Here is a 24694-nt window from a genome sequence, read left to right as displayed (position 1 = left end):
GCCAAAGTCAGTCACCAGCGGTGGCCCCGCGACCCGCGGTGGTCGCCGTGTCCGCTACGGCCGCCGTGGCCGTGGCCGCCGTGGCCGCCGTGGCCGCTGTGACCGCCATGACCGCCGTGGCCGCCGTGACCGCCGTGGCCGCCGTGGCCGCCGCGATCACGGTCCAGGGCGGGGAAGAGTGCATTGAAGATCGCCATGGCATTCCTCCTGATGGAACGTGTCTCCTAAGGGGGTACGTCCCGGATCAGGATTCAGATGGCGTTTTAGGTCAAAACGGGGCAAATACCTTGCGGCGGGGTGCGGAGCACGCTGCGGCACGCGCTGTGAAAGGCGCTGTGGGACGCGCCCGGCGGGACCGGGCGCGCGTCTGCTTCGGTGTGCGCGTCCGCTTCGGCGCGCGCCCGGTCACAGCCCGCAGGAGCCGCGGTCCAGGTGGAAGTACCGGGCGTTGGCCCAGCGGCACAGCCGGATGCCGACGGCGACGCCGACGATGGTCACCAGAGCGGGCAGGTAACCGCCGGCGACCTGGGTGATCGGGATCGCGGGGCAGCCGCCCGAGATCGCCCACCCCGTACCGAACAGCACCGCGCCGGGGATCACACCGGCGTGGATGCGCCCGGGGGTCCGGCGCACCCGCAGCAGGGCGAACGCGACCACGATGATCGCGACGGCGCCCGCGAAGGACAGGAACATCCGCAGGTCCTGGAAGGTGAACATGCGGTTCAGCTCGGCGTAGTCGCCGAAGCCGATGTTGGAGACGGTGAAGCCGAGGGCCAGGCCGGTGATGATGTTGGCGAGCAGGATCGCGCCCCGGGTACGCATCAGATCACCTTCCACAGGAGGAACGACACCGCGACGGCGGTACCGAAGAACACGGCGGTCGCGACGATGCTGACCGGGCGCAGCCGACCGCAGCCGTTCAGCCCGTGCCCGGAACTGCAACCGCCGGCCAGCCGGGTGCCGAAGCCGACCAGTACGCCCCCCAGGAACAGCAGGACGACCATGGTGATCGGATCGCCGGTGACCAGGTCCCGGAAACCGGGGCCCATGTCGTAGCGGAGCTCGAACCGCCCGGACACGAGCGAGGCGATCAGTCCGCCCAGGAAGATCGACACCAGCAGGGCTCCCTGGGTGACCAGCGGGGCGGGGCGCTGGCTCGTGAGCGGGCCCTCGGTCGCCACGGGTTCGACGTGCGGCGCCGCCGACGGCTGCGGCGACCCGTACGGGGCCTGCGGGTCGGCGTACGAGGTCTGCGGGTCGGCGTACGGGGCCTGCTGGTCGGCGTACGGGACCTGCGACCGCTGGGGCGAGGCCGGTGCGCCGGGCAGCGTTCCGAAGTGCTCCGCGGTGGCCGCGGCGAGAGCTTCGGCAAGCGCCTGATCGTCGGCGAACTCGTCGTCCATCTGCTCGAGACGGCGTTCGCTGCGCCAGTGCAGCACCCGGTCCCAGGCCGACGACACCCCGAAGGAACGATCGGTGGTGAGGGTGTAGTTGACGGTGACCAGAGCGAGCCCGACCGCGCCCGCCCACCAGGGCCAGTAGTTCATGCGGGACCTCTCATCCAGTCGGCGAGCCGACCCCACAAGCCGCGCTTCGCACGGGGTGCCTGCCTCGAGTGCCGAGCGGGGCGGTGCGGGGGCTGGGGAGTCGGTGCGTGGGGTGACGGTTGGTGAGACTGGGCCGGTGCCGGGGGCGCTGCCCCGAACCAGGCGGTGCTCTCGGGTTGTTCGGGTCCAGGTGAGGCCGGCTCAGGCGGTCCGGCCGGTACCGGCCGGGACCACGCGTCGGGCTGCGGCTGCGGAGCCTGCCGGGGTGCCTGCGTGCGGTTGGTCGCGCTGGACCGGCTCGCACCGGTCGCGCCTTCGAGGTGCCGCGCGATCGCTCCGTTGGGCAGCAGGCTGATCGGCACGCGCTCGCCGGTGAGCGACAACTGGTAGCGGGCACAGTCGTGCCACTGGTCCGCGCTGTCGCAGTAGTAGTCGCGCCAACCCTGCAAGCTGGCCCTGAGCAGGGGGAAAAGGGGGCATCCCACGGCGTGCGAGCAACCCACGTTGCTCCCTCCTGACCGGCGCAGACCGCCCGTGCACAAGGGGTCGGTCGCCGTTTCCTGGTTCTTGTCCTTGCCGCGCCCGCACGACGATCAAAAGCGTCGGGGGAATGTCGGCACAGAGCCGTATTGTGACCGCCAGTCACCGCGTTCAGGCGTGATGGAACCACTTTCCCGGTGCCCTGGGCAACCCGACTGAGTTTTCCGGCCGAACCGCTTGACATTGTTCAGTGAGATGCGCCACGCGAAAGGTCTGTTCGCCTACCTCTGATGTCCGGATATTTGCCGGTCGACGGCGGGGCCTTGATCGCGATTAGGTCTCATGATCCCGACCGCTACGGGTCTGAGTCGGTTGCTTGTGGAGAGGGTGCGAATGTTCGACAGGGTTGTGATGGGGTCGTGAATATCGCAGATCAGCCCGCCCTGAGGCAACGCGGAGATCATCACCACTTACGGAATGCGAGCCCCTTTCGAACACTTCACCTGAATCCGACCGACGACCCGGACGGGAAAATTCGGCACCCGCGGCACTTTCCCGGCCATCGAATTCCCCCGTCCCGCGCGGGAGACGGCCCGCCAGAACGCAGGCACGCAGACGAACCCGTGCTCCATGGGTGCCTTCACTACGGATGAAGTTCGGCTCGGCCAGCAGGTCCGTCAGCATGAAGGCCGACTCGGTGACCGACTGCGCGCGCGCCGGTATTCTCAACTCCGGGGCCGCAGAGGGCTCGTAGGGGCCGACGTGTCAACCCGGGCAGGTCACCCCGCCGCCCGCCGGGCGTACAGCCCCTTGGCATCACGCGCCGAGGCCTCGACCGGTGTCACCACAGGAACTTCCAAGAAGGCGGCGCCGTCGGCCTCGTGCCGGACCCGGACCGTGGCGCGCGTCCACGTACGGAGCGCCGACTTGCCAGTTGGCCCAGCGTTCCGCAGCGGGCGCGAACCACGCGAGCGGCGAGATCTCCTGCGGCGATGAGGTTGGCCGCTGGCGATCAGTTGGAGGAGCGCGGGCTCGTCTTCTCCTCGGCCGTCGGCAAGCTCCCACGCAAAGCAGGTGCACCACCTGCTCATGTGAGTTCAGAGCGCGTAGCCACATGATCGGACGACCGGGCTCGAGTTCCGGCGAGCGGTTCGGGATCAGGTGGCGCTGCAAGCAGCGGCCCCCGACCACCGAGCGTGGCCGGGGGCGGCTGCTGTGGTGCTCTGGCTCAGAGCGCCTTGTCGTTGACGAAGAGCTTGGCCGGGCCGCTGGAGGTCCTTACGCCGGTCTCGATGTTGCCGTATGTGGTCGCACCCTCGGTGATCACGCCGTCGGTGATGCTGTCTGGCGTGATCGCGCCGTCGATGATGGCGCCGTCCGTGACGGGGCCCTCGGTGATCGCGCCGGGCGTGATGACGTCGCTGAGAGCCGTGATCTTGCCGGCGTTGGCGCTGCGAAGGCAGTCGTCCGGGTTCTCGCCCGGAGCCGAGTCCCACTCGCCCCACTGCACATCGGTCACGGGCTGGAACGCATAGTCGCCGAACCGGTATTCACCGAACTTGTAGTCACCGAACGACCAGTTGCCGAACGACCAGTCACCGAACGACCAGTCACCGAAGGAGACCGGGGAGTTCCAGCTGGTGGCCCCGGCCTCGTACGACGGGTCCCCCTTCCAGCCCTTGAGGATGAAGCCGGTGTACTGGTTGGCCTTGCGGGCCTCGACGTTGATGTCGTAACCGAGGCTGCCGGTGAGGACGCCGGTACGGCTGCCGGCCCGGGTGCCCTCACGGGAGGCGTCCCGGCTGCCCTCGCGGATGCCGACGTGCGAGACGGTCCGGGTGCCGACGCGCTCGCCGTCGCGCACGCCGTCGCGGTGGAACGTCTTGGTGCCGTTGCCGTTGCCGTTGCCGTTGCCGTTGGTGTAGGTGCAGGTCAGATCCTGCGATACGACCTGGGTGGCTACCTGGGCGCCGGTCTGGGTCCCCAACTGGATGCCGACCTGCGAGCCGATTTGCGAGCCGGCCTGGGTGACCTCCTGCGACAACGACTGGGACGTCGGTTGCTTGGCCGTGAACGCGAGGCTCTTGCTGTCGACGGCCTTCTGAAGCGCCGCGTTGTTGTAGCCGAGGGCGGTCTGGACGTCGCCCTTGCCGATGAAGCCGGCGCCCGTGGTCGGGTCGAAGTCGACCGATGCCGAGGCGGGGGTCGTGCCGAGAGCCATCGCCGCCACAGAGACCGCGACGCTGCTGATGAGTATGCCGCGAATGCGCATGTGTACCGGATCTTTCGTCGTGCCGTCAGTTTCTGTGCCATTACTGGCGTTTGAGGTCCCGTCGGTGCGCCTCTCCTCCGGTCGCTGGCTGTGCGGCTGGGACAGCGGCCTGCGCCGCAGGGTCAATTGGTGCAGCAGGTGAAGAGAAAGTGAAGGCCACATGAAGCCTTCTTGACCATCTTGTGACGGGTGTTCAATTGGCGAGCCGAGTTCCCTGCACGATCCGGCACGGGTCCGGCACGGCCGTCTGCCCCGCGCGGCCTGACTCGCCGGTCTACTGACCAGCCCTCCCGCTGGCCGGCGGACCTGAAGAAGCCCACGGCTCTGACCAGCAGACGCCGTGGGCTTCTGTCGTTGCCGGCCGGCGTCGCGTGACCTCGGGCGGCGCAGGGACGGCCCAGGACGGCCGAAGAGGCCGCCGCTGTGGCACGGCCACGGTCCCGACTGTTCAACCGTTCGGTCCTCACCGTCCTCCGAATGAGTTCGGTGGTGATCGCTACCGGCCTGGACGACGTTCGTGCAGGTCAGAGAGTGGGCGTCGATTGGTCTTGCGCGGTGTCGCGGGGGCCGGGAGCGAATCGGCTCCCAGATGGCTCCCGAGGACTGCGACAGCGCAGATCGTGTTCAGCTCGGCGACTGCTTCGTTGTCCGGTGCCAGGTTGCGCAAGGTGTGCGGCATGGTCCGGGCACTGGGCCCACCAGTATGCTGCCGGGCTACCGCCTCGGCACGACCGAGGCGTCGGCAATGGCCACGTGGCCATCCACGGCCGGGAGGCCATCGTTACCTCACTGACAGCCGTGAGACCCTGCGCAACCTGATCCTCGACATCAAGGCGGGGAAGGCCGACCACCTTCTGTGGAGTCTGCCCGCGACGGTCAGAAGATCTTCGCTCCGATCCGGCCGACGATGGTGAAGGCATGTGTGCCGTAGACGGCGAAGATCGCAACGGCGGCGAGGGCGAGGACTCCGAGGGGAGCGGCCCAGGTGAGCCGGATTCTCATGCGTGCTGCCTTCCTTGCACGGGTTCGGGTTGTGCCGTGGTTCCGACGGTCAGAACGGTGTCACAGCGGTCGCGGACCGCGTCGTTGTGGGTGGCGATGACGACGGCGCAGCCGTCCTCGCTCATCGCGCGGAGGATGTCGACGACCAGGTTGGTGTTGTCGTGGTCGAGCGCACCCGTGGGCTCGTCGGCCAGGACGAGGGCGGGTTGCTTGACGATGAGGCGGGCAAGGGCAACGCGCTGCTGTTCGCCGCCGCTGAGCCGGTGGACCTGTTCCTTCTCCCGGCCGACCAGCCCGACGCGCTCAAGGGCTCCGGTGACGGTCGGGGCGTCCGCCCTCTTCCGTCGTGGTTTCATGGCGACTTCGAGGTTGGCGGCGACGGTCGCGTTCTCGATCAGGGCGTAGTGCTGGAAGAGGTGGCCGAGGACGTCGCGCCGGTAGTGCCGGGAGGCGCGCGGCCCGAAGCCTGTGATGTCCCGGCCCTCGTGGCGGATCGCGCCGGAGCTCGCGGTGTCGAGAAGGCCGAGGCAGTTGAGCAAAGTCGACTTGCCGGAGCCGCTCGGGCCGACCAGCGCGCGACGCGGTGGCCTGATCAAGTTCGTTTGGCCCCCTGTTTGGCCCCCCGAGCACGACAGAGGGCCAATCGCGATCATGCGATTGGCCCTCTGACCAGCGTCGGGGTGGCGGGATTTGAACCCACGACCTCTTCGTCCCGAACGAAGCGCGCTGCCAAGCTGCGCCACACCCCGATGTCGCTACTTGTCGCGGCGACGACGTTTACTTTAGCCCACTGGTGGCCAGAGGCGAAATCCGGTTTTGGCGCGGCGGCGGACCGGGTTCGGGCGGGTGTGGTCGACGGCTACGAGGAGGAGGGCCAGGGCGTAGAAGGAGAGGCCCAGGAGGAGGGAGTTGGCGAGGACGTGCTTGTAGCCGTGCTGGGAGACGTCCAGGAAGGGGTGGAGGTAGCGGTCGGGGGCGCTGGCGGGAAGCAGTTCGCCGCGGGTGAGGGAGAGGACCAGGTAGGCCAGGGGATAGAGCAGCCACGGTGCGGCCTGGTGCAGGTGGAGGCGGTCGGGCGCGGTGAGCAGGAGCCAGTCCAGGAGGGCGGCGATCGGGGCCGCCGTCAGCAGGATCAGGGTGGCTCCCTTCTGCCAGAGCGGGTGGGTGCCGGGCTCGCCCGTGATCGAGAACGCCGGCGACGTCCGGGTCAGGACTACATGGTGCACGAGAGCCGTGATCATGGCGTAGAACACGGCTGCTCCGGTCAGCCAGGCCGGCAGGGGCTGGCGGGCTGTCGAGGCCCTGCGGGCCGAGAGGAAGAGGACCAGGGCCAGGAGGATGTTGCTCTGGATCGCGAACGCGCTCAGGACGCGGGTCGGGGAGCCGAGGTGCAGTTCCACGGCCACGGCGGCCGTGATCGCCGCGGCGGTGAGGTGACGGTAGGCCGCCGCCCAGACGTGGCGGGTGGGCGCCACGACGGCGGCCGGGGGGACGAAGGGGGTGGGCATCAGCTTGACGATGCCCGGGATCACGGGGAGCTCCGGTATGTCCCGAGGAATGGAAGGTGTCGGAGGTATCTCCGGCGCCTCGGGCGGTTCGGGGGTCTCGGCGGCCATGCCCTCACGCTAGGGAGGGTGGACATAGGGGGCGATTCGGGTAGCCCGTTCGTGTTACGGATTGCCGTGCCGGGGGGAGGGGGATCCGCCCCCGGTTCCGGGTCCGTACCCGTTGGAAACCATCCCCGACCCCCAGTCCCGCACCGCTACCGCGTCACTGCCGTTCCACCAGTGTCAGCAGCGTCGCCTCCGGCGGGCAGGCGAAGCGGACCGGGGTGTAGCGGTTGGTGCCGCAGCCGGCTGAGACGTGCAGGTAGGACGTGCGGCCCTCGGCGGTGTGGGTGGAGAGGCCCTTCACGCGGTCGGTGTCCAGGTCGCAGTTGGTGACCAGGGCGCCGTAGAAGGGGATGCAGAGCTGACCGCCGTGGGTGTGGCCGGCCAGGATCAGGGGATAGTCGTCGGCCGTGAAGGCGTCCAGGACGCGCAGGTACGGGGCGTGCACCACGCCCATCGAGAAGTCCGCCGCGGTGGACGGGCCGCCCGCCACCCTCGCGTAGCGGTCCCGCTTGATGTGCGGGTCGTCCAGGCCCGTCAGCTCCACCGAGAGGCCCTCGAGCTTGAGGGTGCCGCGAGTGTTCGTGAGGTTGAGCCAGCCGGCCGCGTCGAAGCCGTCGCGCAGGTCCTCCCACGGGTTGTGGACCACTCCCACGGCGGGCGCGTTGCCGTTCAGGCCGTGCCGACCGGTGGCCTTCTCCAGCAGGTAGCGGGCGGGGTTGCGCAGCTTGGGGCCGTAGTAGTCGTTGGACCCGAAGACGTACGCGCCCGGGAACTCCATCAGCGGGCCGAGGGCGTCGAGGACCTCCGGCACGCCTTCCGGGTCGGACAGGTTGTCGCCCGTGTTGATCACGAAGTCGGGGCGCAGTCCGGCGAGCGAGCGCAGCCAGCGCTGCTTCTTGCGCTGGCCGCCGACCATGTGGATGTCGGAGACCTGAAGGACGCGCAGGGGGCGCATGCCGGAGGGCAGGACAGGGACCGTCACCCTCCTCAGGCGGAAGGAGCGGGCTTCGAACCCCGCAGAGTAAAGGAGACCGGCGGCCGCGACCGCCGTGATGCCCAGGGGTACTCCGTATCGCGCGCGCATGTGTCCATCGTCTCAGGCCGTGCCGTGCGGCGGAAATCGCCGGTGGTCCGCGGCGGAGCCAACGGGCGGGCCCCGCCCGGAGATCGGCGTTCCCCCGGGCTCCGTAAATCGGCGCGCGGGTGCCTTGCCGTTCCTGCGACAATCAAACCCATGACCACGCTCAAGTCGAAGCTGCACGATGACCTCAACGCCGCGATCAAGGAGCGTGACGAGCTCCGCTCCTCGACGCTCCGGCTGACGCTCGCCGCGATCACCAAGGAGGAGGTCGCGGGCAAGGAGAAGCGTGAGCTCTCCGACGACGAGATCCTCAAGGTGATCACCAAGGAGGCCAAGAAGCGCCGGGAGGCGGCCGAGGCCTTCGCGCAGGGTGGTCGTGCCGAGTCGGCCGAGAGGGAGAAGGCGGAGGGCGAGGTGCTCGCCGCGTACCTGCCCAAGCAGCTGTCCGACGAGGAGCTGGACCGGATCGTCGCCCAGGCCGTGGAGGAGGCGAAGGCCGCCGGCGCGGAGGGGCCGCGGGCCATGGGCGCGGTCATGAAGATCGTGAACCCCAAGGTCGCGGGCCAGGCCGAGGGCGGCCGCGTCGCCGCCGCGGTCAAGAAGCTTCTGGCCGGCTGACCCGGCCGGTCCTCGGGGACGGACCCGGGTACGCACGACGAAGGGGCGCCGGCGGATGGCCGGCGCCCCTTCGTCGCGGCGGCGGGGGACCGAGCCCCCGCCGCTTTCCCGTCAGCCGCGGCGTCCTCCGTTGCCGTTGCCGCGCGGTCCGCCGTTCTGGCCCTGGAAGAAGCCGTCCGGGACGGAGAAGGACGGGTTCGGGGAGGGGCCGCCGTCGTTGTTCCCGCCGTTCCCGTTCCCGTCTCCCCCGTCCCTGCCCTTGTGCTCGTCCTGCTCCTTGGGCGCGTCCGGGATGTCGACGAGGTCGAACGACGGGGCGTCCTTGCCCGCCAGCGCACCCGACATCATGTCGCGCCAGATCGGGCCGGGGACCTGGCCACCGAAGACCTTCTCGTAGGGGGTGCCGCCGATGGTGATGTTGACCATGCGTCGCTGGTGCGCCGGGTCGCCGACCCAGACCGCGCCCGCCATGTTCGGCGTGTAGCCGACGAACCAGGCCGCGTAGCGGAAGTCCGTCGTACCGGTCTTGCCCGCGCTGGCACGGTCGCCGAGGCCGGCCTGCGTGCCCGTACCGTCCTCGACCACACCCTTCAGGAGCGTGTTGATCGTGTCGGCGGTGGTCTCCGACATCGCGCGCGAGCAGGTCGACTTCGGGACGGCCAGGGTCTTCCTCTGGTTGCCGGTGGCCTGAGTGATCGACTCGATGGCGATCGGTGTGCAGTACGCGCCGCGGGAGGCGAACGTGGCGTACGCGCTCGCCATGGTCAGCGGCGACACCTCCTGGGTGCCGAGCGCGATCGAGGGGTTCTGCTCGATCGGCGTGCCGTCCGCGCGCCGCACGCCCAACTTGTTGGCCATGTTTGTCACCGGGCAGATGCCGATGTCGCTGATCAGCTGCACGTAGTACGTGTTGACCGACTTGGCGGTCGCCTCCTTCATGCCGTACGGGCCGACCTCCGACTCGTTCTCGTTGGTGAGATCGGTGCCCTTCGTGTTCACCCAGTTCTTGCCGTCGCAGGCGGCGACCGGGCTCGGGTACGGCATCCGGTAGGGCGAGGAGTACTCCTGAGTCGCGGGCTTGCCGCCCTCGACGGCGGCCGCGGCCACGATCGGCTTGAACGTGGAACCGGGCTGGTAGCCCGCGCCACCGCCCATGGCCTTGTCCACCGAGAGGTTGATCTGGGTCTCGTTCTTGCCGAAGCCGTACGGGCGGGACTGGCCCATGGCGAGGATCTTGCCGGTGCCGGGCTCGACGATGGTTGCGGCCGTGGCCACGGCGTCGCTTGCGTTGACGTGGTCGTGGACGGCCTTCTCCAGGGAATCCTGCGCCTGAGGGTCGAGCGTCGTGCGGATCGTCAGACCACCGCGGTTCCAGATCTTCGCCCGGTCCTTCCGGGTCTTACCGAACACCGGGTCGTTCATGAACACTTCGCGGACGTAGTCGCAGAAGAAGCCCGCGCCCCTGACCGCCGTGATGCAGCCGTTGCGCGGCTGGGTCACGTTCAGGCCCAACGGCTCCTTCTTGGCCTTGTCGGCCTCCGCCTGCGAGATGTCGCCGACACTGGCCATGCGCTGCAGGACGACGTTGCGCCGCTTGGTGGCCTCGGCCTCGTCGTTGACCGGGTCGTAGCGGCTCGGGGACTGGACGATGCCGGCGAGCAGCGCCGCCTCGGGCAGGGTCAGGTCCTTGGCGTGCTTGGAGAAGTAGCGCTGGGAGGCGGCCTCGATGCCGTAGGCCTGCTGGCCGAAGAACGTGATGTTCAGGTAGTTCTCGAGGATCTTCTTCTTGCCCAGGTCCTGTTCGACCTGGATCGCGAACTTCAGTTCCTTGATCTTGCGGCCGATGGTCTGCTGGGTGGCCTCCGCGACCTTCGTCGGGTCGTCGCCTGCCTCCTCGACGAAGACGTTCTTGACGTACTGCTGGGTGAGCGTGGAGGCGCCCTGGGAGACCCCGCCGCTCTGCGCGTTCTTGTTGAGCGCGCGCAGCACGCCCTTCAGGTCGATCGCGCCGTGCTGGTAGAAGCGCGAGTCCTCGATCGCGACGATCGCCTTCTGCATGTACGGCGAGATGTCCTTCAGTTGGACCACCGTACGGTCGCGGGAGTAGACCTGGGCGATCTGCTCGCCCTTGTTGTCCAGGATCGTGGTCCGCTGGCTGAGCGGCGGACGCTTGAGATTGGCCGGGATGTCGTCGAACCCCGCGGCCGACCCCTTGGCGGCCAGGCCCAGCGCGCCGGCCGCGGGCAGTGCGATGCCCGCCATCACGGCTCCCGCGAGCACACTGACACCGAGGAACTTGGCGGCCTGCTGCGTTGGCGACAGACCACCGCCCGAGCGCTTCTTTGGCATGAGGGCAGCCTAATCCGTAGTCATGAGCGTTCCGACGGAGCGGGGCTCCTCGGAATGTTCGAATGCAGGATCGTGACATCCAAGGGAGGCCGGGCAGGCAACGCCTCGACGCGCACGGTGACCGCTCAGGCACGGCTCACCAGCCCACTGTCGAACAGGGCCCCCGGTGCCGCTTGATGCGTGGCAACGTGAGGCGTCTACGTTCTCATTCGCCGGACACGCGTATATGCCTTGGCCTAAGCTGCTCTCGACTGTCACAGCGGTGCGATCACGCATCAGTACGTCCGGCAGCTCCGAAACGTTCCGGCTCCGTTCGACTTTTTTGGTCGGGTGGTCCGCGTGGTGTCGGGGCGCGCGGTCGGGGCGTGTGGGATGCGTGCCTGAATTCACCCTGTGTGTCACCTGGTGTCCGCTGCGGCACACGGTAACTGCCCTACTCTGCCGGGAATGTCGCGCATGTCGCCAGCTCACTCCCCCGGGTGATCTGCCGTTTCCCCATAGTCCGTTCGGACCATTCAAGATTGGGCCCGCTGGGGGTGTTGCGCTGTGCCCACCTTCCGTAACGTCCTCAACTGGCGGCGGTGAATATGCCGCTGCCGCCGTGGGGGAGCCTCGATTCGGGAGAGGACGGCGCCGGTATGGGCTGGGTAACCGACTGGAGTGCGCAGGCGGCCTGTCGCACTACCGATCCGGATGAACTGTTCGTTCAGGGAGCAGCGCAGAACAGGGCCAAGGCGGTGTGCACCGGATGTCCGGTTCGCACCGAATGTCTCGCCGACGCGCTCGACAACCGTGTCGAGTTCGGCGTCTGGGGCGGCATGACGGAGCGTGAGCGCCGCGCACTGCTGCGCCGGCGGCCGACCGTGACCTCCTGGCGCCGGCTGCTGGAGACCGCGCGCATGGAGTACGAGCGGGGCGCGGGACTGGTGTCCCTCGCCGACGACCAGGTGTACGAGGACTACGCGGCGGTGGGCTGAGCGGTGGGCTGAGGCGCCGGCCCTCCTGGACGGTCTGTCTTCCTGCTTCCTGGGCGGCGGAGCCACATCTCCTGGGCGGCGGAGTCGTCCCTCCTGGCGTGTTGCTGGTTCGTCCGTGTGTCCGTGGCCGTTTCGCCGCGGGCAGGGACCGCGGAAGCCCAGGCGGGCGCGCGTCAGGCGCCCGGCTCGGGCAGCTCGCGGCGGTGTTCCGCGAGCCGGTTTCCGATGTCCCGCAGCCCCGCGAGGTCGTGCACATCCCCGGGCAGCGCGGCCACTTCGGCCACCGCCACCTCGGGATGCAGGGCGGTGAAGCGGTCACGCGTGCGCTGCTCGCGGAAGAGCAGCTGCATGCGCTCGGCATGCAGCCTCAGCAGGCCCGCGGTGACCTGGTCGACGGACGGCTCCGGCTCGAAGCCGGCGTCGGCGGTCGCCTCGGGGTCCGCGGTAGGCGCACCGGAATCGGGATGAGCGCTGGGAGAGTCTGAACTTCCGTGCGTTTCGGGAGAGTTACGAAGTCCAGCTTTCCCGTCCCGCTGATCCACAATGCGGGACTCCTCAAGATTTTCCGCGGCGGCGAGCGCCCGCTCGGCCGACAGCTCACCGGCGCCGCTGCCGTGCACTCGGTTGAGCACCAGACCGGCCAGCGGCATCTTCTCCGCGGCCAGCCGCTCCACGAAGTACGCGGCCTCGCGCAGCGCGTCCCGCTCCGGGGCCGCGACCACCAGGAACGCGGTTCCCGGCGCCTGAAGCAGTTTGTACGTCGCGTCCGCGCGGGTACGGAAGCCGCCGAAGGTCGTGTCCATCGCGGCCACGAACGTCTGGACGTCCTTGAGCAGCTGACCGCCCAGCAGCTTGCCGAGCGTGCCGGTCATCATCGACATCCCGACGTTCAGGAACTTCATCCCCGCGCGTCCGCCCAGCTTCGCCGGGGCGGTCAGCAGCCGGATCAGCCGGCCGTCGAGGAAGGAGCCGAGCCGCTTGGGCGCGTCCAGGAAGTCCAGGGCGGAGCGGGAGGGCGGGGTGTCGACGACGATGAGGTCCCACTCGTCCCGGGCCCGCAGCTGGCCCAGCTTCTCCATCGCCATGTACTCCTGCGTGCCGGCGAAGCCCGCGGAGAGCGACTGGTAGAAGGGGTTGGCCAGGATCGCGGCCGCCCGCTCGGGGTCCGCGTGCGCCTCGACGACCTCGTCGAAGGTGCGCTTCATGTCGAGCATCATGGCGTGCAGCTCGCCCTCGCCCTCGGTGCCCTTCACCCGGCGCGGGACGTTGTCCAGGGAGTCGATGCCCATGGACTGGGCGAGCCGGCGGGCCGGGTCGATGGTCAGGACGACCACCTTGCGGCCGCGCTCGGCGGCGCGCAGGCCGAGGGCCGCCGCGGTGGTGGTCTTGCCGACCCCGCCCGAGCCGCAGCACACCACGATCCGCGTCGTCGGGTCGTCGAGCAGTGGGTCGACCTCGAGCACGCGCGTGGGTGCCAGATGACGGGCGCCGTCGTACGCGTGGTGGGAGGTGCGCGCGGTCTCCCGCGCGGGTGCCGGGTCCGGGCTCATGAGATCCCCTGCTTCCGCAGCTCGGTCGCCAGTTCGTACAGGCCCGCCAGGTCCATGCCCTCGGCGAGCAGCGGCAGTTCGTGCAGGGGCAGACCCAGCTCGCTCAGCACGGACCGCTGCTCCTCCTCCAGCGTGTAACGCTCGGCGTACTCCTCGGCCTGTTCCAGCAGCGGACCCACCAGCCGCTCGGCGTTCTGGCCGCTCCGCGCCCCGCCGAGCCCGGCGGAGGACAACGACCGGGCGAGCGCGGTGCGCGAAGCGGTCCGTACGAGTTCCAGGTCGCCCGCGTCCAGCACCTGCGGGCGCACCATGTTCACGATGATGCGCCCCACCGGCAGCCGGGCGGCGCGCAGTTCGGCGATGCCGTCGACGGTCTCCTGGACCGGCATCTCCTCCAGCAGCGCCACCAGGTGAACGGCCGTCTCGGGCGACTTCAGCACCCGCATCACCGCCTGGGCCTGGTTGTGTATCGGGCCGATCTTCGCCAGGCCCGCCACCTCGTCGTTGACGTTGAGGAAGCGGGTGATGCGCCCGGTGGGCGGCGCGTCCATGACGACGTAGTCGTAGACGAACCGTCCGCTGCGCTCCTTGCGCCGCACCGCCTCGCACGCCTTGCCGGTCAGCAGGACGTCCCTGAGTCCGGGCGCGATGGTGGTGGCGAAGTCGATGGCGCCGAGCTTCTTCAGGGCCCGGCCGGCACTGCCCAGCTTGTAGAACATCTGGAGGTAGTCCAGCAGGGCCAGTTCGGGGTCTATGGCCAGCGCGTACACCTCCCCGCCCCCGGGAGCGACCGCGATCTTCCGTTCCTCGTAGGGCAGCGCTTCCGTCTCGAAGAGCTGCGCGATGCCCTGCCGGCCCTCGACCTCGACGAGGAGCGTCCGCTTCCCCTCCGTGGCCAGGGCCAGCGCGAGAGCGGCGGCGACCGTCGTCTTTCCGGTCCCGCCCTTGCCGCTGACGACCTGGAGCCTGCTCACGTATTCGAGACTAACCAGTTCGCGCTCGGGTCACGCAGGAGGCTGTGGACAACCGGCGTCGTGGTCGGCCTCATGCCCCGCCGGCGGCAGGGATACAGTCGGCCCCATGACCAAGTGGGAATACGCAACCGTGCCGCTGCTCGTGCATGCCACGAAGCAGATTCTGGACACCTGGGGCGAGGACGGCTGGGAGCTCGTCCAGGTCGTGCCCGGACCGAACCCCGAGCAGTTGGTGGCCTACCTGAAGAGGGAGAAGCAGGCATGAGCGCGGTCGAGGCGAAGCTGGCGGAGCTGGGTCTGAGGCTGCCGGAGGTCGTGCCGCCGCTGGCCGCCTACCAGCCCGCCGTGCGGTCCGGCGTGTACGTCTACACCGCCGGCCAGCTGCCGATGGTGGACGGCAAGCTCCCGGTGACCGGCAAGGTGGGCCTGGAGGTCACCCCGGAGGAGGCCAAGGAGCTGGCGCGCACCTGTGCGCTGAACGCCCTGGCGGCCGTCAAGTCCGTCGCGGGCGACCTGGACCGTGTCGCGCGCGTGGTGAAGGTCGTGGGCTTCGTCGCCTCGGCGGCGGATTTCACCGGCCAGCCGGGGGTCGTCAACGGTGCCAGCGAGCTGCTGGCCGAGGTCCTCGGGGACAAGGGCGTGCACGCGCGCAGCGCGGTCGGCGTGGCGGTGCTGCCGCTGGACGCGCCGGTGGAGGTGGAGATCCAGGTCGAGCTGGAGCCGTAGTCCGAGCCCGGAACCGGCTCTGACCTCGGTCACCTCTCGAACATTCGCTCACCAGGGGATAGCCTCCGCCCATGGCGAATGGGCAGTGGTTTCCCCCGGACTGGCCGGACCGTATCCGCGCGCTCGCGGACGGCACCCTGACACCGGTCACGCCGAAGCGCGCGGCCACCGTCATGCTCCTGAAGGAGACCGGTTCCGGTCCCGCGGTGCACATGCTGCGCAGACGCGCCTCCATGGCCTTCGCCGGAGGCGCGTACGCGTACCCGGGCGGTGGCGTCGACCCCCGTGACGACGACCACCACGTCCGTTGGACGGGGCCCTCGCGCGCATGGTGGGCCGACCGGCTCGGCGTCGGCGAGAAGGCGGCCCAGGCGATCGTCTGCGCCGCCGTCCGCGAGACCTACGAGGAGGCCGGCGTCCTGCTTGCCGGTCCCGACGCGGACTGTGTCGTCGGCGACACCACGGGTGCCGACTGGGAGGCCGACCGCGCCGCCCTGGTCGCCCGTGAGCTGTCGTTCGCCAAGTTCCTGGACCGCCGGGGCCTGGTCCTGCGCTCGGACCTGCTGGGCGCCTGGACCCGCTGGATCACCCCCGAGTTCGAGCCCCGCCGCTACGACACCTGGTTCTTCGTGGCCGCCCTTCCCGAGGGCCAGCGCACCCGGAACGCCTCCACGGAGGCCGACCGCACGGTGTGGATCACCCCCGCTGAGGCGGCGGCCTCGTACGACCGGGGCGAGCTGCTGATGATGCCGCCCACCATCGCCACCCTGCGCCAGCTGATGCCCTGCGGCAGCCCCGCCGAGGCGCTCACCGCCGCACGGTCCCGCGACCTGACCCCCGTGCTCGCTCAGGCCCGCCTGGTGGACGGTGAGGTGGTCCTGACCTGGCCAGGGCACGACGAGTTCACCAAGCACATCCCGAGCGGCACGGCGCGCGCGTGAGCCGCCGCTGCCGCCCGACCGACGTCCAGGAAGGCCCCCTCGCATGACGGACGCAGCAGCGCTACCCGGACAGCCCCGGGGCGGTGCCCTGGCCGGCCCCGCCACCGCGCGGGCCGTCAACGTCCTCGCGCCCAACGCGTCCCCCATGACCCTGGACGGCACCAACACGTGGATCGTCTCGGAGCCCGACTCCGACCTGGCCGTGGTGATCGACCCCGGGCCGCTGGACGAGGGCCACCTGGCCCAGGTGGTCGCCACCGCCGAGGAGGCGGGCAAGCGGATCACGCTGACCCTGCTGACGCACGGCCACCCCGACCACGCCGAGGGCGCCGCCCGCTTCGCCGAGCTGACCCGCACGCGCGTGCGTGCGCTCGATCCGGCCCTGCGGCTGGGCGACGAGGGTCTGGGCGCGGGAGACGTGATCAAGGCGGGCGGGCTGGAGCTGAGGGTCGTACCGACCCCCGGTCACACCGCCGACTCCCTCTGCTTCCACCTGCCGGCCGACCGCGCCGTGCTCACCGGCGACACGATCCTGGGCCGCGGCACGACCGTCGTCGCGCACCCCGACGGCCGTCTGGGCGACTACCTGGACTCGCTGCGACGGCTCAGGTCCCTCACGGTCGACGACGGCGTCCACACGGTCCTGCCCGGCCACGGCCCCGTCCTGGAGGACGCCCAGGGCGCCGTCGAGTTCTACCTCGCCCACCGGGCCCACCGGCTCGCCCAGGTCGAGACGGCCGTCGAGTCCGGCCACCGGACCCCGTCCCAGGTCGTCGCCCACGTGTACGCCGACGTCGACCGCTCCCTGTGGCCGGCCGCCGAGCTCTCGGTGCGCGCCCAGCTGGAGTACCTCAGGGAGCACGGTCTCATCTGACGGCCGACGGTGGGGGCCCCGCCCGACCGGTCGACGAAGAGGCCCCGTCCCGGCCGGGACGGGGCCCACAGGACCGCGGACGGGTCAGCGCGAGCGCTTCGCGAGGCGCTCCACGTCCAGCAGGATCACCGCGCGGGCCTCCAGGCGGAGCCAGCCGCGCTGGGCGAAGTCTGCCAGGGCCTTGTTCACGGTCTCGCGGGAGGCGCCGACCAGCTGGGCCAGCTCCTCCTGGGTGAGGTCGTGCACCACGTGGATGCCCTCCTCGGACTGCACGCCGAAGCGGCGGGAGAGGTCCAGCAGGGCGCGGGCTACACGGCCCGGAACGTCGGAGAAGACCAGGTCCGACATCTGGTCGTTGGTCTTGCGCAGGCGCCGGGCGACGGCGCGCAGCAGGGCGCCGGCCACCTCGGGCCGCGCGTTCAGCCAGGGCTGGAGGTCGCCGTGTCCGAGGGCGAGCATCTTGACTTCGGTCAGCGCGGTCGCGGTCGCGGTGCGCGGGCCCGGGTCGAACAGCGACAGTTCGCCGATGAGCTCGCCGGGGCCGACGACGGCCAGCATGTTCTCGCGGCCGTCCGGGGACGTGCGGTGCAGCTTGACCTTGCCCTCGGTGACCACGTAGAGACGGTCGCCCGGGTCGCCCTCGTGGAACAACGAGTCGCCTCGTGCGAGTGTCACCTCCGTCATGGAGGCGCGGAGCTCCGCGGCCTGCTCGTCGTCGAGCGCCGCGAAGAGCGGATTGCGCCGCAGAACGTCGTCCACGAGTTCTCTCCTTGTCGACCTGCTCAGAGGATCTTGTTCCCCCGTGTGCCAGGGGTCCGTGTTCCCCATTTTGCCGGACGGTCCAAACAGTGTGATCTGTCACAAGGATGCCGCACTGATGTGCCCGCATACGCGGCAGGGGGCCAATCGGGGGCCGATCCCCGGGGTCAGGAGCGGATGTCGGTGCTGGGCCTTAGGCTGGCCGGGTGTCCAAATCGCCGGTGAGAGCGCAGGCCGAGGGGGCTGGGCGGGTGGTTGCAGGTCAGGATTCCGCTGTGGGCGAACAAGGACCCGACGATGGAACGAACATGGCAAAAGCGGCGAAAAAGGCACCCGTGAAGAAGGCGGCACCGGCGAAGAAGGCGGCACAGGCGAAGAGCGAGGCACCCACGAAGAAGGCGGCAGCCGAGAAGAAGACGGCAGCCGAGAAGAAGACGGCCCGCGCCAAGAAGGCGGCCCCCGCCCAGGGCGCGGCCGCGGTCAGGAAGGCCGTGGCTCCCCGGAAGGTGGCGGCCGCGCCGAAGAAGGCCACCGCCGCCGTCAAGAAGGTCGCGCCGGCGAAGACGCTCGCTCCGAAGCCGCCGAAGAACGAGTCGGGCACGGCCCTGGTCCGCCGTGCCCGCCGTATCAACCGCGAGCTCGCCGAGGCGTACCCCTACGCCCACCCCGAGCTGGACTTCGAGAACCCCTTCCAGCTGCTGGTGGCCACGGTCCTGTCGGCCCAGACCACGGACCTCAGGGTCAACCAGACCACGCCCGCGCTGTTCGCCAGGTACCCCGCTCCGGAGGACCTCGCCGCGGCGAACCCCGAGGAGGTCGAGGAGATCCTGCGGCCCACCGGCTTCTTCCGGGCCAAGACCAAGTCGGTGATAGGCCTGTCCAAGGCGCTGGTGGAGGAGTTCGGCGGCGAGGTCCCGGGGCGGCTGGAGGATCTCGTCAAGCTCCCCGGCGTCGGCCGCAAGACCGCCTTCGTGGTCCTCGGCAACGCCTTCGGCCGGCCCGGCCTGACCGTGGACACGCACTTCCAGCGGCTGGTGCGGCGCTGGCAGTGGACCGAGGAGACCGACCCCGACAAGATCGAGGCCGCCGTCGCCGCGCTCTTCCCCAAGAGTGACTGGACGATGCTCTCGCACCACGTGATCTTCCACGGCCGCCGTATCTGCCACGCCCGCAAGCCCGCGTGCGGCGCCTGCCCGATCGCCCCGCTCTGCCCGGCCTACGGCGAGGGCGAGACGGATCCGGAGAAGGCGAAGAAGCTGCTGAAGTACGAAAAGGGCGGCTTCCCGGGCCAGCGCCTCAAGCCGCCGCAGTCCTACCTGGACGCGGGCGGCAGGCCGGCACCGCCGCTGGGGGCCGGATGACACCGGCGGAACGATCTCGGTGCCGTCGGGCGTTGGACACGGCAGGACGGCGAGGGGCACGGGGTGGCGATGACGCGGGCGAGTGAGGCGAGCGGAACCCAGGACGGCTCGGTGGCGCTCAGCACGGAGGGGCTGCCCGGCTGGCTCGAGCCGGTCGTCCGCGTGGCCGAGACGGTCCGGCCGGTCCAGCTGAGCCGCTTCCTGCCGCCGGAGAACGGCGCGGGACGCCAGTCCGCCGTCCTGGTTCTCTTCGGTGAGGCCGAGCGCGGACCCGAACTGCTGCTCATGGAGCGGGCGAGCTCGCTGCGCTCGCACGCCGGCCAGCCGTCGTTCCCCGGCGGGGCGCTCGACCCGGAGGACGGCGACCCGCAGGGCGAGGGCCCGCTGCGGGCCGCGCTGCGCGAGGCCGAGGAGGAGACCGGGCTCGAGCCGGGCGGCGTCCAGCTGTTCGGCGCGCTGCCCCGGCTGTACATCCCGGTCAGCGGCTTCGTCGTCACGCCCGTGCTCGGCTGGTGGCGCGAGCCCAGCCCGGTCGGCGTCGTCGACCCGGCGGAGACCGCCCGCGTGTTCACGGTGCCCGTGGCGGATCTCACGAACCCCGACAACCGGGCCACGACCGTCCACCCCAGCGGCCACCGAGGTCCGGCATTCCTGGTCGAATCAGCCCTCGTGTGGGGCTTCACCGCCGGGATCATCGACCGCCTGCTCCACTACGCGGGCTGGGAGCGGCCCTGGGACCGCGACAAGCAGGTCCCGCTCGACTGGCGGTCGTGACAGGGTGGGCACCGCGGCGGTGCAGCCGGGGGCGGAACTCCAGGACGACGTGCCGGCCCGGAGTGATCGGAACATGATGAGGCGAGGCTCGACGCGGTGAACGTGCTGGACATCCTGCTGCTGATCGCCGCCGCGTGGTTCGCGGTCGTGGGCTACCGCCAGGGATTCGTCGTCGGCATCCTGTCGGTGATCGGCTTCCTGGGCGGCGGGCTCCTAGCCGTGTACACGCTCCCGGTCATCTGGGACGCGATGACGGACAACACACCGGTCAGCACCACCGCGGCCGTCGTCGCGGTCATCGTCGTGATCGTCTGCGCCTCGGTCGGCCAGGCCCTGACCACCCACCTCGGCAGCAAACTGCGCGTGTACATCACCTGGTCCCCGGCCCGCGCCCTGGACGCGACCGGCGGCGCCCTGGTCAACGTCGTCGCCATGCTGCTGGTCGCCTGGCTGATCGGCTCGGCCCTCGGCAGCACGACGATACCGACGCTGGGCAAGGAGGTGCGCAACTCCCGGGTGCTGCTCGGGGTCTCCGAGGCGCTGCCCGCGCAGGCCGACACCTGGTTCGCGGACTTCACCTCCGTCCTCGCGCAGAACGGCTTCCCGCAGGTCTTCAGCCCGTTCGCCAACGAGCCCATCACCGACGTACGGCCCCCGGACCCGGCGCTGGTGAACAGCGCCGTCGCCCTGCGCGCCAAGCAGTCCGTCGTCAAGGTCATGGGCACCGCGCGCAGTTGCGGCAAGGTGCTGGAGGGCAGCGGCTTCGTCTTCGGAAACCGCCGCGTCATGACCAACGCGCACGTCGTGGGCGGTGTCGACGAACCCACCGTCCAGATAGGCGGCGAGGGAAGGAAGTACGACGCCAAGGTCGTCCTGTACGACTGGCACCGCGACATCGCCGTGCTCGACGTGCCGGACCTGAAGGCGCCGGCCCTGAAGTTCACCAGCACGGACGCGCGCAGCGGCGACGGCGCGATCGTCGCCGGCTTCCCGGAGAACGGGGCGTACGACGTCCGTGCCGCGCGCGTGCGCGGGCGCATCACGGCCAGTGGCCCGGACATCTACCACCGCGACACCGTGCGCCGTGACGTCTACTCGCTGTACGCGACCGTGCGCCAGGGCAACTCCGGCGGCCCACTGCTCACGACCGACGGCAGGGTGTACGGCGTGGTGTTCGCCAAGTCCCTCGACGACGCCGACACGGGCTACGCGCTCACGGTCGACGAGATCGAGCAGGACATCGCGCAGGGCCGTACCGCGAACCAGCAGGTGGGCAGCGACGACTGCGCGCTGTAGGCCGTGCCGGCCGGTGCCGGGTCAGCCGCGGCTGTGACGCAGGCGTACCGAGACCCAGCGCGCTCGGCGGCGCAGGATGCGGGGAATGCCCACCCGTGGGTCCGTGTCCGTCAGCTGCGGAGTGCCGCGCTGGTGGGAGTTGGGACCGCTCACCGAACGGCGGGTGCGTGCTACGTCGTTGTAGTCGTGCGTCCAGCCCATACCGGGACGTCTGCCCCCGCCCCATGGTCGATAACCGCCCGCGGAGTCCCCAATTGGCCTATGCGCCGGGCAATTGGCAGTTCGCAGGACAGCTGTTCACGTTCGGATACCGGGCGCGTCGGCAGGATCACCGATCCGGCTCGGGGTCTTTCAGCCAGTTGACCAGCTCCGTCGAGAACGCCATCGGATCCTCTTCGTGCGGGAAGTGGCCCAGGCCGTCGAAGAGGCGCCAGCGGTACGGGGCTTCGACGTACTCGCCCGAGCCGGCCGCGCTGCGGGCGCGCTGGACGGGGTCGAGGGAGCCGTGCAGGTGCAGTGTCGGCACGCGCACGGGCCGCTTCATCCGGCGGTAGAACTGGATGCCGTCGGGGCGGGCCAGGGAGCGCACCAGCCAGCGGTACGGCTCGACGGAGCAGTGCGCCGTCGATGGGATGCACATGGCGCGGCGGTACGTCTCCACCGCCTCGTCGTCGGGCAGCCGCGGTCCCGACCAGTCCCGTACGAGCCGGGCCACCAGGGCACCGTTGTCGGCGGTGAGCTGCCGCTCGGGGATCCAGGGCCGCTGGAACCCCCAGATGTACGAACTCGCGGCCGTCTGCCGGACGTCCCCGAGCATCGCCGAACGCCAGCGCCTGGGGTGCGGCATCGAGGCGACCGCGAGCCGCCGAACCAGCTTGGGGCGCATCGCGGCCGCCGTCCACGCCAGATAGCCGCCGAGGTCGTGGCCGACCAGCGCGGCGTCCGGCTCGCCGAGCGAGCGGACCACGCCGGTGATGTCGAGGGCGAGGTTGGCCGGGTCGTACCCGCGGGGCGTACGGTCGCTGCCGCCCACACCGCGCAGGTCCATCGCGACGGCCCGGAAGCCGGCGTCGGCGAGGGCGACCAACTGGTGCCGCCACGTCCACCAGAACTGCGGGAAGCCGTGCAGCAGCAGGACCAGCGGTCCGTCGCCGAGCTCGGCGATGTGGAAACGGGCGCCGTTGGCCGCGACGTCGCGGTGCGTCACCTTCCTGCCGCCGGGCAGGTCGATCCGGACGACCGGCGTCGATTGGGCCGAAGTGGTGGCGGGCTCCGTCATGAGGTCGAGCGTGCCACGGCCTCGATGGCCGCGGGGGAGCGGTCCTCCAGGGCGGCCGGCTCCGGGCGCGGGTGCGGCTTGGCCTTCTGGAGCACCCCTGCCGTCGCCTTCATGGACGCGGCGACCTTCTGCGGGCCCTGGCTCTTCTTCGTCCTCTTCGCGAGGAACACGCCGATCAGCGCCAGTACGCCGGCGATGAGGACATTGGCCGAGAAGGAGAGCAGGAAGCAGAGGGCGAGGTTCCAGTTGCTCCAGGTGCGAATGCCGTACGCAAGCGCGAAGTTGAGCATCGGCAGCGAGAACAGCAGCAGCGCACCGGCCACGGTGAACACGCCGCCGCTGGTCGCGCCGCGCTTGAAGTCCTGCCGCAGCTGGGCCTTGGCCAGTGCGATCTCGTCGTGCACCAGCGCCGACATTTCGGTGGTCGCCGAGGCGAACAGCTGGCCGATACTGCGTTCGGCGCCGACCGGGCTGCCGTCGGGTGCGCTCATCGCGGTCTTCCTCTCCTGCCTGACTTCGGACTGTGTTCCGCTTGGCTTGCGTCCGGCTGCTGCCACTGCCTGACTTCTGCCCGACTGGGAACGCTCCTGTCATTTGTACCGTCCCGTCAGATCATGCCGGACCGCCGTCCTCCTCGCCTGCCCTGCCCGGCACTTCGGCAAGCCCTCCGGACCGTTCGGCGGTCCTCGCCTCGGCGAGCCGGCGGTGCTCGGCGGCCTTCCGCTCGAGAATCTCGGCCATGCGCAGGTGGTAGGCGGGGTCGTCCTGCTCGTAGACGTCGGGGATGCCGTCGAGGTCGTCGTCCCGCTCTTCGGACTCGCACAGCTTCAGGTACCGGGCGTTGCGTATCTTCAGCAGGACGGTCGCCAGAATCGCCGCGATGAGGGAACCGGCGAGGACGGAGGCCTTGACCTCGTCGGTGAGCGCCACGTCGCCGTCGAAGGCCAGTTCGCCGATGAGCAGGGAGACGGTGAAGCCGATCCCGGCGAGCGTCGCCACGGCGAACAGGTCGGCCCAGGCGAGGTCCTCGCTGAGCGACGCCCTGGTGAAGCGGGCGGCGAGCCAGGTCCCGCCGAAGATGCCGACCGTCTTGCCGACGACCAGCCCGAGGACGACGCCGAGTGTCTCGGGCCGGGTGAACACGGTGGCCAGCGCCCCGCCCGAGACAGAGACGCCCGCGCTGAACAGGGCGAACAGCGGTACCGCCAGGCCCGCCGAAAGGGGCCGTACGAGGTGCTCGATGCGCTCGCCGGGGGAGGTCTCCTCGCCCTCGTGGGGGGCGCAGCGCAGCATCAGGCCCATCGCGACGCCCGCGATGGTGGCGTGTACGCCGCTGTTGTACATCAGCGCCCAGATGACCAGGGCGAGCGGCACGTACACGTACCAGCCGCGCACGCCCTTGCGCAGCAGCAGCCAGAAGACGAGGAGGCCGGCCGCCGCCCCGCCGAGCGCGGCGAAGTTCAGGTTTCCGGTGAAGAAGACGGCGATGATCAGGATCGCGAACAGGTCGTCGACGACGGCGAGCGTCAGCAGGAAGGCGCGCAGGGCGCTGGGCAGCGAGGTGCCGATGACCGCGAGCACGGCGAGCGCGAAGGCGATGTCCGTGGCGGTCGGCACCGCCCAGCCGCTGAGCGAGCCGTCCGAGACGAGGTTGGTCAGGGCGTAGACGACGGCGGGTGCAGCCATGCCGCACAGCGCGGCGATCACCGGCAGGATCGCGGCTCTGCCGTCTTTGAGGTCTCCGGCGACGAGTTCGCGCTTGAGCTCGATTCCGGCGACGAAGAAGAAGACGGCGAGCAGTCCGTCGGCGGCCCAGTGCTCCACGGAGAGGTTCAGGCCGAGGGAGGCGGGGCCGAGGTGGAAGTGTCCGACGCTCTCGTAGCTGGCGCGCAGGGCTGGGATGTTCGCCCAGAGCAGGGCGGCGACCGCGGCGAGGAGGAGGATCACACCACCGACGGTCTCGGTGCGCAGCGCGTCCGCCACGAAGTTCCGCTCGGGCAGGGACAGGCGTCCGAGGAACTTGCGGGCAGGGGTGTCGGTGCGGGGCGCGGCCACGGGAACCTCCGGTCGGTGGGCAGGACGGAACACATGCCGACCAGACTTCCCGGCGCACCTGAGGGTCTCTTCTGTTGTGTTCTCTCGCCTACCTTACCCAAGGCGGGCCGAGCGGGTCCGGCGTCTTCCCGGGGTGCGGAAGGGGCACCCGGCGCTTGTTCCGCCG

Annotated in this window: 25 protein-coding genes, 1 tRNA gene and 1 pseudogene; 10 read left to right on the top strand and 17 right to left on the bottom strand. The window is 70.2% G+C overall.

All coding sequences use genetic code 11. From position 1 onward, the window contains the following. Positions 1–11 precede the first annotated feature (11 nt). From ACFY4A_RS15715 to ACFY4A_RS15700, 4 genes are all read right to left on the bottom strand, one after another. Entirely contained in the window at positions 12–197 is a 186-nt protein-coding gene (locus ACFY4A_RS15715) for a hypothetical protein (RefSeq protein WP_390829984.1), read from the bottom strand. A gap of 208 nt (positions 198–405) precedes the next feature. Then, positions 406–822, bottom strand: coding sequence for a YeeE/YedE thiosulfate transporter family protein (locus tag ACFY4A_RS15710; protein ID WP_390829983.1), 417 nt, complete (start codon positions 820–822; stop codon positions 406–408). Next, complete coding sequence (locus ACFY4A_RS15705; protein ID WP_390829982.1) at positions 822–1547, bottom strand: YeeE/YedE thiosulfate transporter family protein; 726 nt, start codon at positions 1545–1547, stop codon at positions 822–824. The genes ACFY4A_RS15710 and ACFY4A_RS15705 overlap by 1 nt, the downstream gene beginning before the upstream one ends. A gap of 1708 nt (positions 1548–3255) precedes the next feature. Further along, positions 3256–4299, bottom strand: coding sequence for a hypothetical protein (locus ACFY4A_RS15700; RefSeq protein WP_390829981.1), 1044 nt, complete (start codon positions 4297–4299; stop codon positions 3256–3258). Between the two features lie 651 nt (positions 4300–4950). Between ACFY4A_RS15700 and ACFY4A_RS15695 the strand changes: the two are divergent. Then, a pseudogene (locus ACFY4A_RS15695) lies at positions 4951–5213 on the top strand (hypothetical protein). Here the strand turns inward: ACFY4A_RS15695 and ACFY4A_RS15690 are convergent. The 5 genes from ACFY4A_RS15690 to ACFY4A_RS15670 form a co-directional block, all read right to left on the bottom strand. Continuing rightward, complete coding sequence (locus ACFY4A_RS15690; protein ID WP_390829980.1) at positions 5176–5301, bottom strand: hypothetical protein; 126 nt, start codon at positions 5299–5301, stop codon at positions 5176–5178. The pseudogene ACFY4A_RS15695 and the gene ACFY4A_RS15690 overlap by 38 nt on opposite strands. Next, on the bottom strand, positions 5298–5897 hold the full coding sequence (locus ACFY4A_RS15685; protein ID WP_390829979.1) for an ABC transporter ATP-binding protein: 600 nt from the start codon (positions 5895–5897) through the stop codon (positions 5298–5300). The genes ACFY4A_RS15690 and ACFY4A_RS15685 overlap by 4 nt, the downstream gene beginning before the upstream one ends. A gap of 79 nt (positions 5898–5976) precedes the next feature. After that, a tRNA-Pro gene (locus tag ACFY4A_RS15680) sits at positions 5977–6050 on the bottom strand. Positions 6051–6083: 33 nt separating this feature from the next. After that, the gene (locus ACFY4A_RS15675) at positions 6084–6917 is read right to left on the bottom strand and encodes a Pr6Pr family membrane protein (protein WP_390829978.1); all 834 of its coding nucleotides are present in this window, start codon (positions 6915–6917) and stop codon (positions 6084–6086) included. Between the two features lie 154 nt (positions 6918–7071). Beyond that, entirely contained in the window at positions 7072–7998 is a 927-nt protein-coding gene (locus tag ACFY4A_RS15670) for a metallophosphoesterase (RefSeq protein ID WP_390829977.1), read from the bottom strand. A 150-nt stretch (positions 7999–8148) separates the two neighbouring features. Here ACFY4A_RS15670 and ACFY4A_RS15665 point away from each other — a divergent pair, with 150 nt between their 5' ends. Next, entirely contained in the window at positions 8149–8613 is a 465-nt protein-coding gene (locus ACFY4A_RS15665; RefSeq protein WP_390829976.1) for a GatB/YqeY domain-containing protein, read from the top strand. Between the two features lie 111 nt (positions 8614–8724). Here the strand turns inward: ACFY4A_RS15665 and ACFY4A_RS15660 are convergent, their stop codons facing one another. Continuing rightward, on the bottom strand, positions 8725–10962 hold the full coding sequence (locus ACFY4A_RS15660) for a transglycosylase domain-containing protein (RefSeq protein ID WP_390829975.1): 2238 nt from the start codon (positions 10960–10962) through the stop codon (positions 8725–8727). Between the two features lie 638 nt (positions 10963–11600). On the opposite strand from ACFY4A_RS15660, the gene ACFY4A_RS15655 reads away from it, so the two are divergent. After that, entirely contained in the window at positions 11601–11939 is a 339-nt protein-coding gene (locus ACFY4A_RS15655; RefSeq protein WP_172632898.1) for a WhiB family transcriptional regulator, read from the top strand. Between the two features lie 173 nt (positions 11940–12112). On the opposite strand, the gene ACFY4A_RS15650 is transcribed toward ACFY4A_RS15655, so the two are convergent. Together ACFY4A_RS15650 and ACFY4A_RS15645 are read right to left on the bottom strand one after the other, a co-directional pair. After that, on the bottom strand, positions 12113–13489 hold the full coding sequence (locus tag ACFY4A_RS15650; RefSeq protein ID WP_390829974.1) for an ArsA family ATPase: 1377 nt from the start codon (positions 13487–13489) through the stop codon (positions 12113–12115). After that, positions 13486–14463: an ArsA family ATPase gene (locus tag ACFY4A_RS15645; protein WP_390829973.1), complete on the bottom strand. Its 978-nt coding sequence runs from the start codon at positions 14461–14463 to the stop codon at positions 13486–13488. The genes ACFY4A_RS15650 and ACFY4A_RS15645 overlap by 4 nt, the downstream gene beginning before the upstream one ends. A 106-nt stretch (positions 14464–14569) precedes the next feature. On the opposite strand from ACFY4A_RS15645, the gene ACFY4A_RS15640 reads away from it, so the two are divergent. The 4 genes from ACFY4A_RS15640 to ACFY4A_RS15625 all read left to right on the top strand — a co-directional run bounded on the left by ACFY4A_RS15640 (position 14570) and on the right by ACFY4A_RS15625 (position 17004). Further along, complete coding sequence (locus ACFY4A_RS15640; protein WP_009189813.1) at positions 14570–14728, top strand: DUF4177 domain-containing protein; 159 nt, start codon at positions 14570–14572, stop codon at positions 14726–14728. Further along, the gene (locus tag ACFY4A_RS15635; RefSeq protein ID WP_390829972.1) at positions 14725–15189 is read left to right on the top strand and encodes a RidA family protein; all 465 of its coding nucleotides are present in this window, start codon (positions 14725–14727) and stop codon (positions 15187–15189) included. The genes ACFY4A_RS15640 and ACFY4A_RS15635 overlap by 4 nt, the downstream gene beginning before the upstream one ends. 71 nt (positions 15190–15260) lie before the next feature. After that, the gene (locus ACFY4A_RS15630) at positions 15261–16130 is read left to right on the top strand and encodes an NUDIX hydrolase (RefSeq protein WP_390829971.1); all 870 of its coding nucleotides are present in this window, start codon (positions 15261–15263) and stop codon (positions 16128–16130) included. Positions 16131–16173: 43 nt separating this feature from the next. Then, positions 16174–17004: an MBL fold metallo-hydrolase gene (locus tag ACFY4A_RS15625; protein ID WP_390829970.1), complete on the top strand. Its 831-nt coding sequence runs from the start codon at positions 16174–16176 to the stop codon at positions 17002–17004. An 84-nt stretch (positions 17005–17088) separates the two neighbouring features. On the opposite strand, the gene ACFY4A_RS15620 is transcribed toward ACFY4A_RS15625, so the two are convergent. Continuing rightward, positions 17089–17763: a Crp/Fnr family transcriptional regulator gene (locus ACFY4A_RS15620; protein WP_028421034.1), complete on the bottom strand. Its 675-nt coding sequence runs from the start codon at positions 17761–17763 to the stop codon at positions 17089–17091. A 308-nt stretch (positions 17764–18071) separates the two neighbouring features. Here ACFY4A_RS15620 and nth point away from each other — a divergent pair, with 308 nt between their 5' ends. The 3 genes from nth (at position 18072) to ACFY4A_RS15605 (ending at position 21194) form a co-directional block, all read left to right on the top strand. After that, a complete protein-coding gene (gene nth / locus ACFY4A_RS15615; protein ID WP_390829969.1) occupies positions 18072–19124 on the top strand; it encodes an endonuclease III in 1053 nt (350 codons plus the stop codon). A 69-nt stretch (positions 19125–19193) separates the two neighbouring features. Next, positions 19194–19898 carry an NUDIX hydrolase gene (locus tag ACFY4A_RS15610; RefSeq protein ID WP_390829968.1) on the top strand — a complete coding sequence of 235 codons (705 nt, stop codon included), beginning with the start codon at positions 19194–19196 and terminating at the stop codon, positions 19896–19898. A gap of 96 nt (positions 19899–19994) precedes the next feature. Beyond that, positions 19995–21194 (top strand): MarP family serine protease, encoded by a 1200-nt coding sequence (locus tag ACFY4A_RS15605; protein ID WP_390829967.1) that lies wholly within the window; start codon positions 19995–19997, stop codon positions 21192–21194. Positions 21195–21215: 21 nt separating this feature from the next. Here the strand turns inward: ACFY4A_RS15605 and ACFY4A_RS15600 are convergent, their stop codons facing one another. From ACFY4A_RS15600 to nhaA, 4 genes are all read right to left on the bottom strand, one after another. After that, positions 21216–21395 carry a hypothetical protein gene (locus ACFY4A_RS15600; protein WP_225076961.1) on the bottom strand — a complete coding sequence of 60 codons (180 nt, stop codon included), beginning with the start codon at positions 21393–21395 and terminating at the stop codon, positions 21216–21218. 127 nt (positions 21396–21522) lie between these two features. Beyond that, positions 21523–22473 carry an alpha/beta fold hydrolase gene (locus tag ACFY4A_RS15595; protein ID WP_390829966.1) on the bottom strand — a complete coding sequence of 317 codons (951 nt, stop codon included), beginning with the start codon at positions 22471–22473 and terminating at the stop codon, positions 21523–21525. Next, the gene (locus ACFY4A_RS15590; protein ID WP_390829965.1) at positions 22470–22964 is read right to left on the bottom strand and encodes a phage holin family protein; all 495 of its coding nucleotides are present in this window, start codon (positions 22962–22964) and stop codon (positions 22470–22472) included. The genes ACFY4A_RS15595 and ACFY4A_RS15590 overlap by 4 nt, the downstream gene beginning before the upstream one ends. A gap of 121 nt (positions 22965–23085) precedes the next feature. Next, the gene (nhaA, locus tag ACFY4A_RS15585) at positions 23086–24528 is read right to left on the bottom strand and encodes a Na+/H+ antiporter NhaA (RefSeq protein WP_390829964.1); all 1443 of its coding nucleotides are present in this window, start codon (positions 24526–24528) and stop codon (positions 23086–23088) included. Between the last annotated feature and the right edge of the window lie 166 nt (positions 24529–24694).

It is taken from the genome of Streptomyces sp. NPDC001292, assembly GCF_042896465.1.
Lineage (GTDB): Bacteria > Actinomycetota > Actinomycetes > Streptomycetales > Streptomycetaceae > Streptomyces.
Note: the sequence above shows the minus strand (reverse complement) of the source record. Positions and strands in the feature narration are given on the sequence as shown.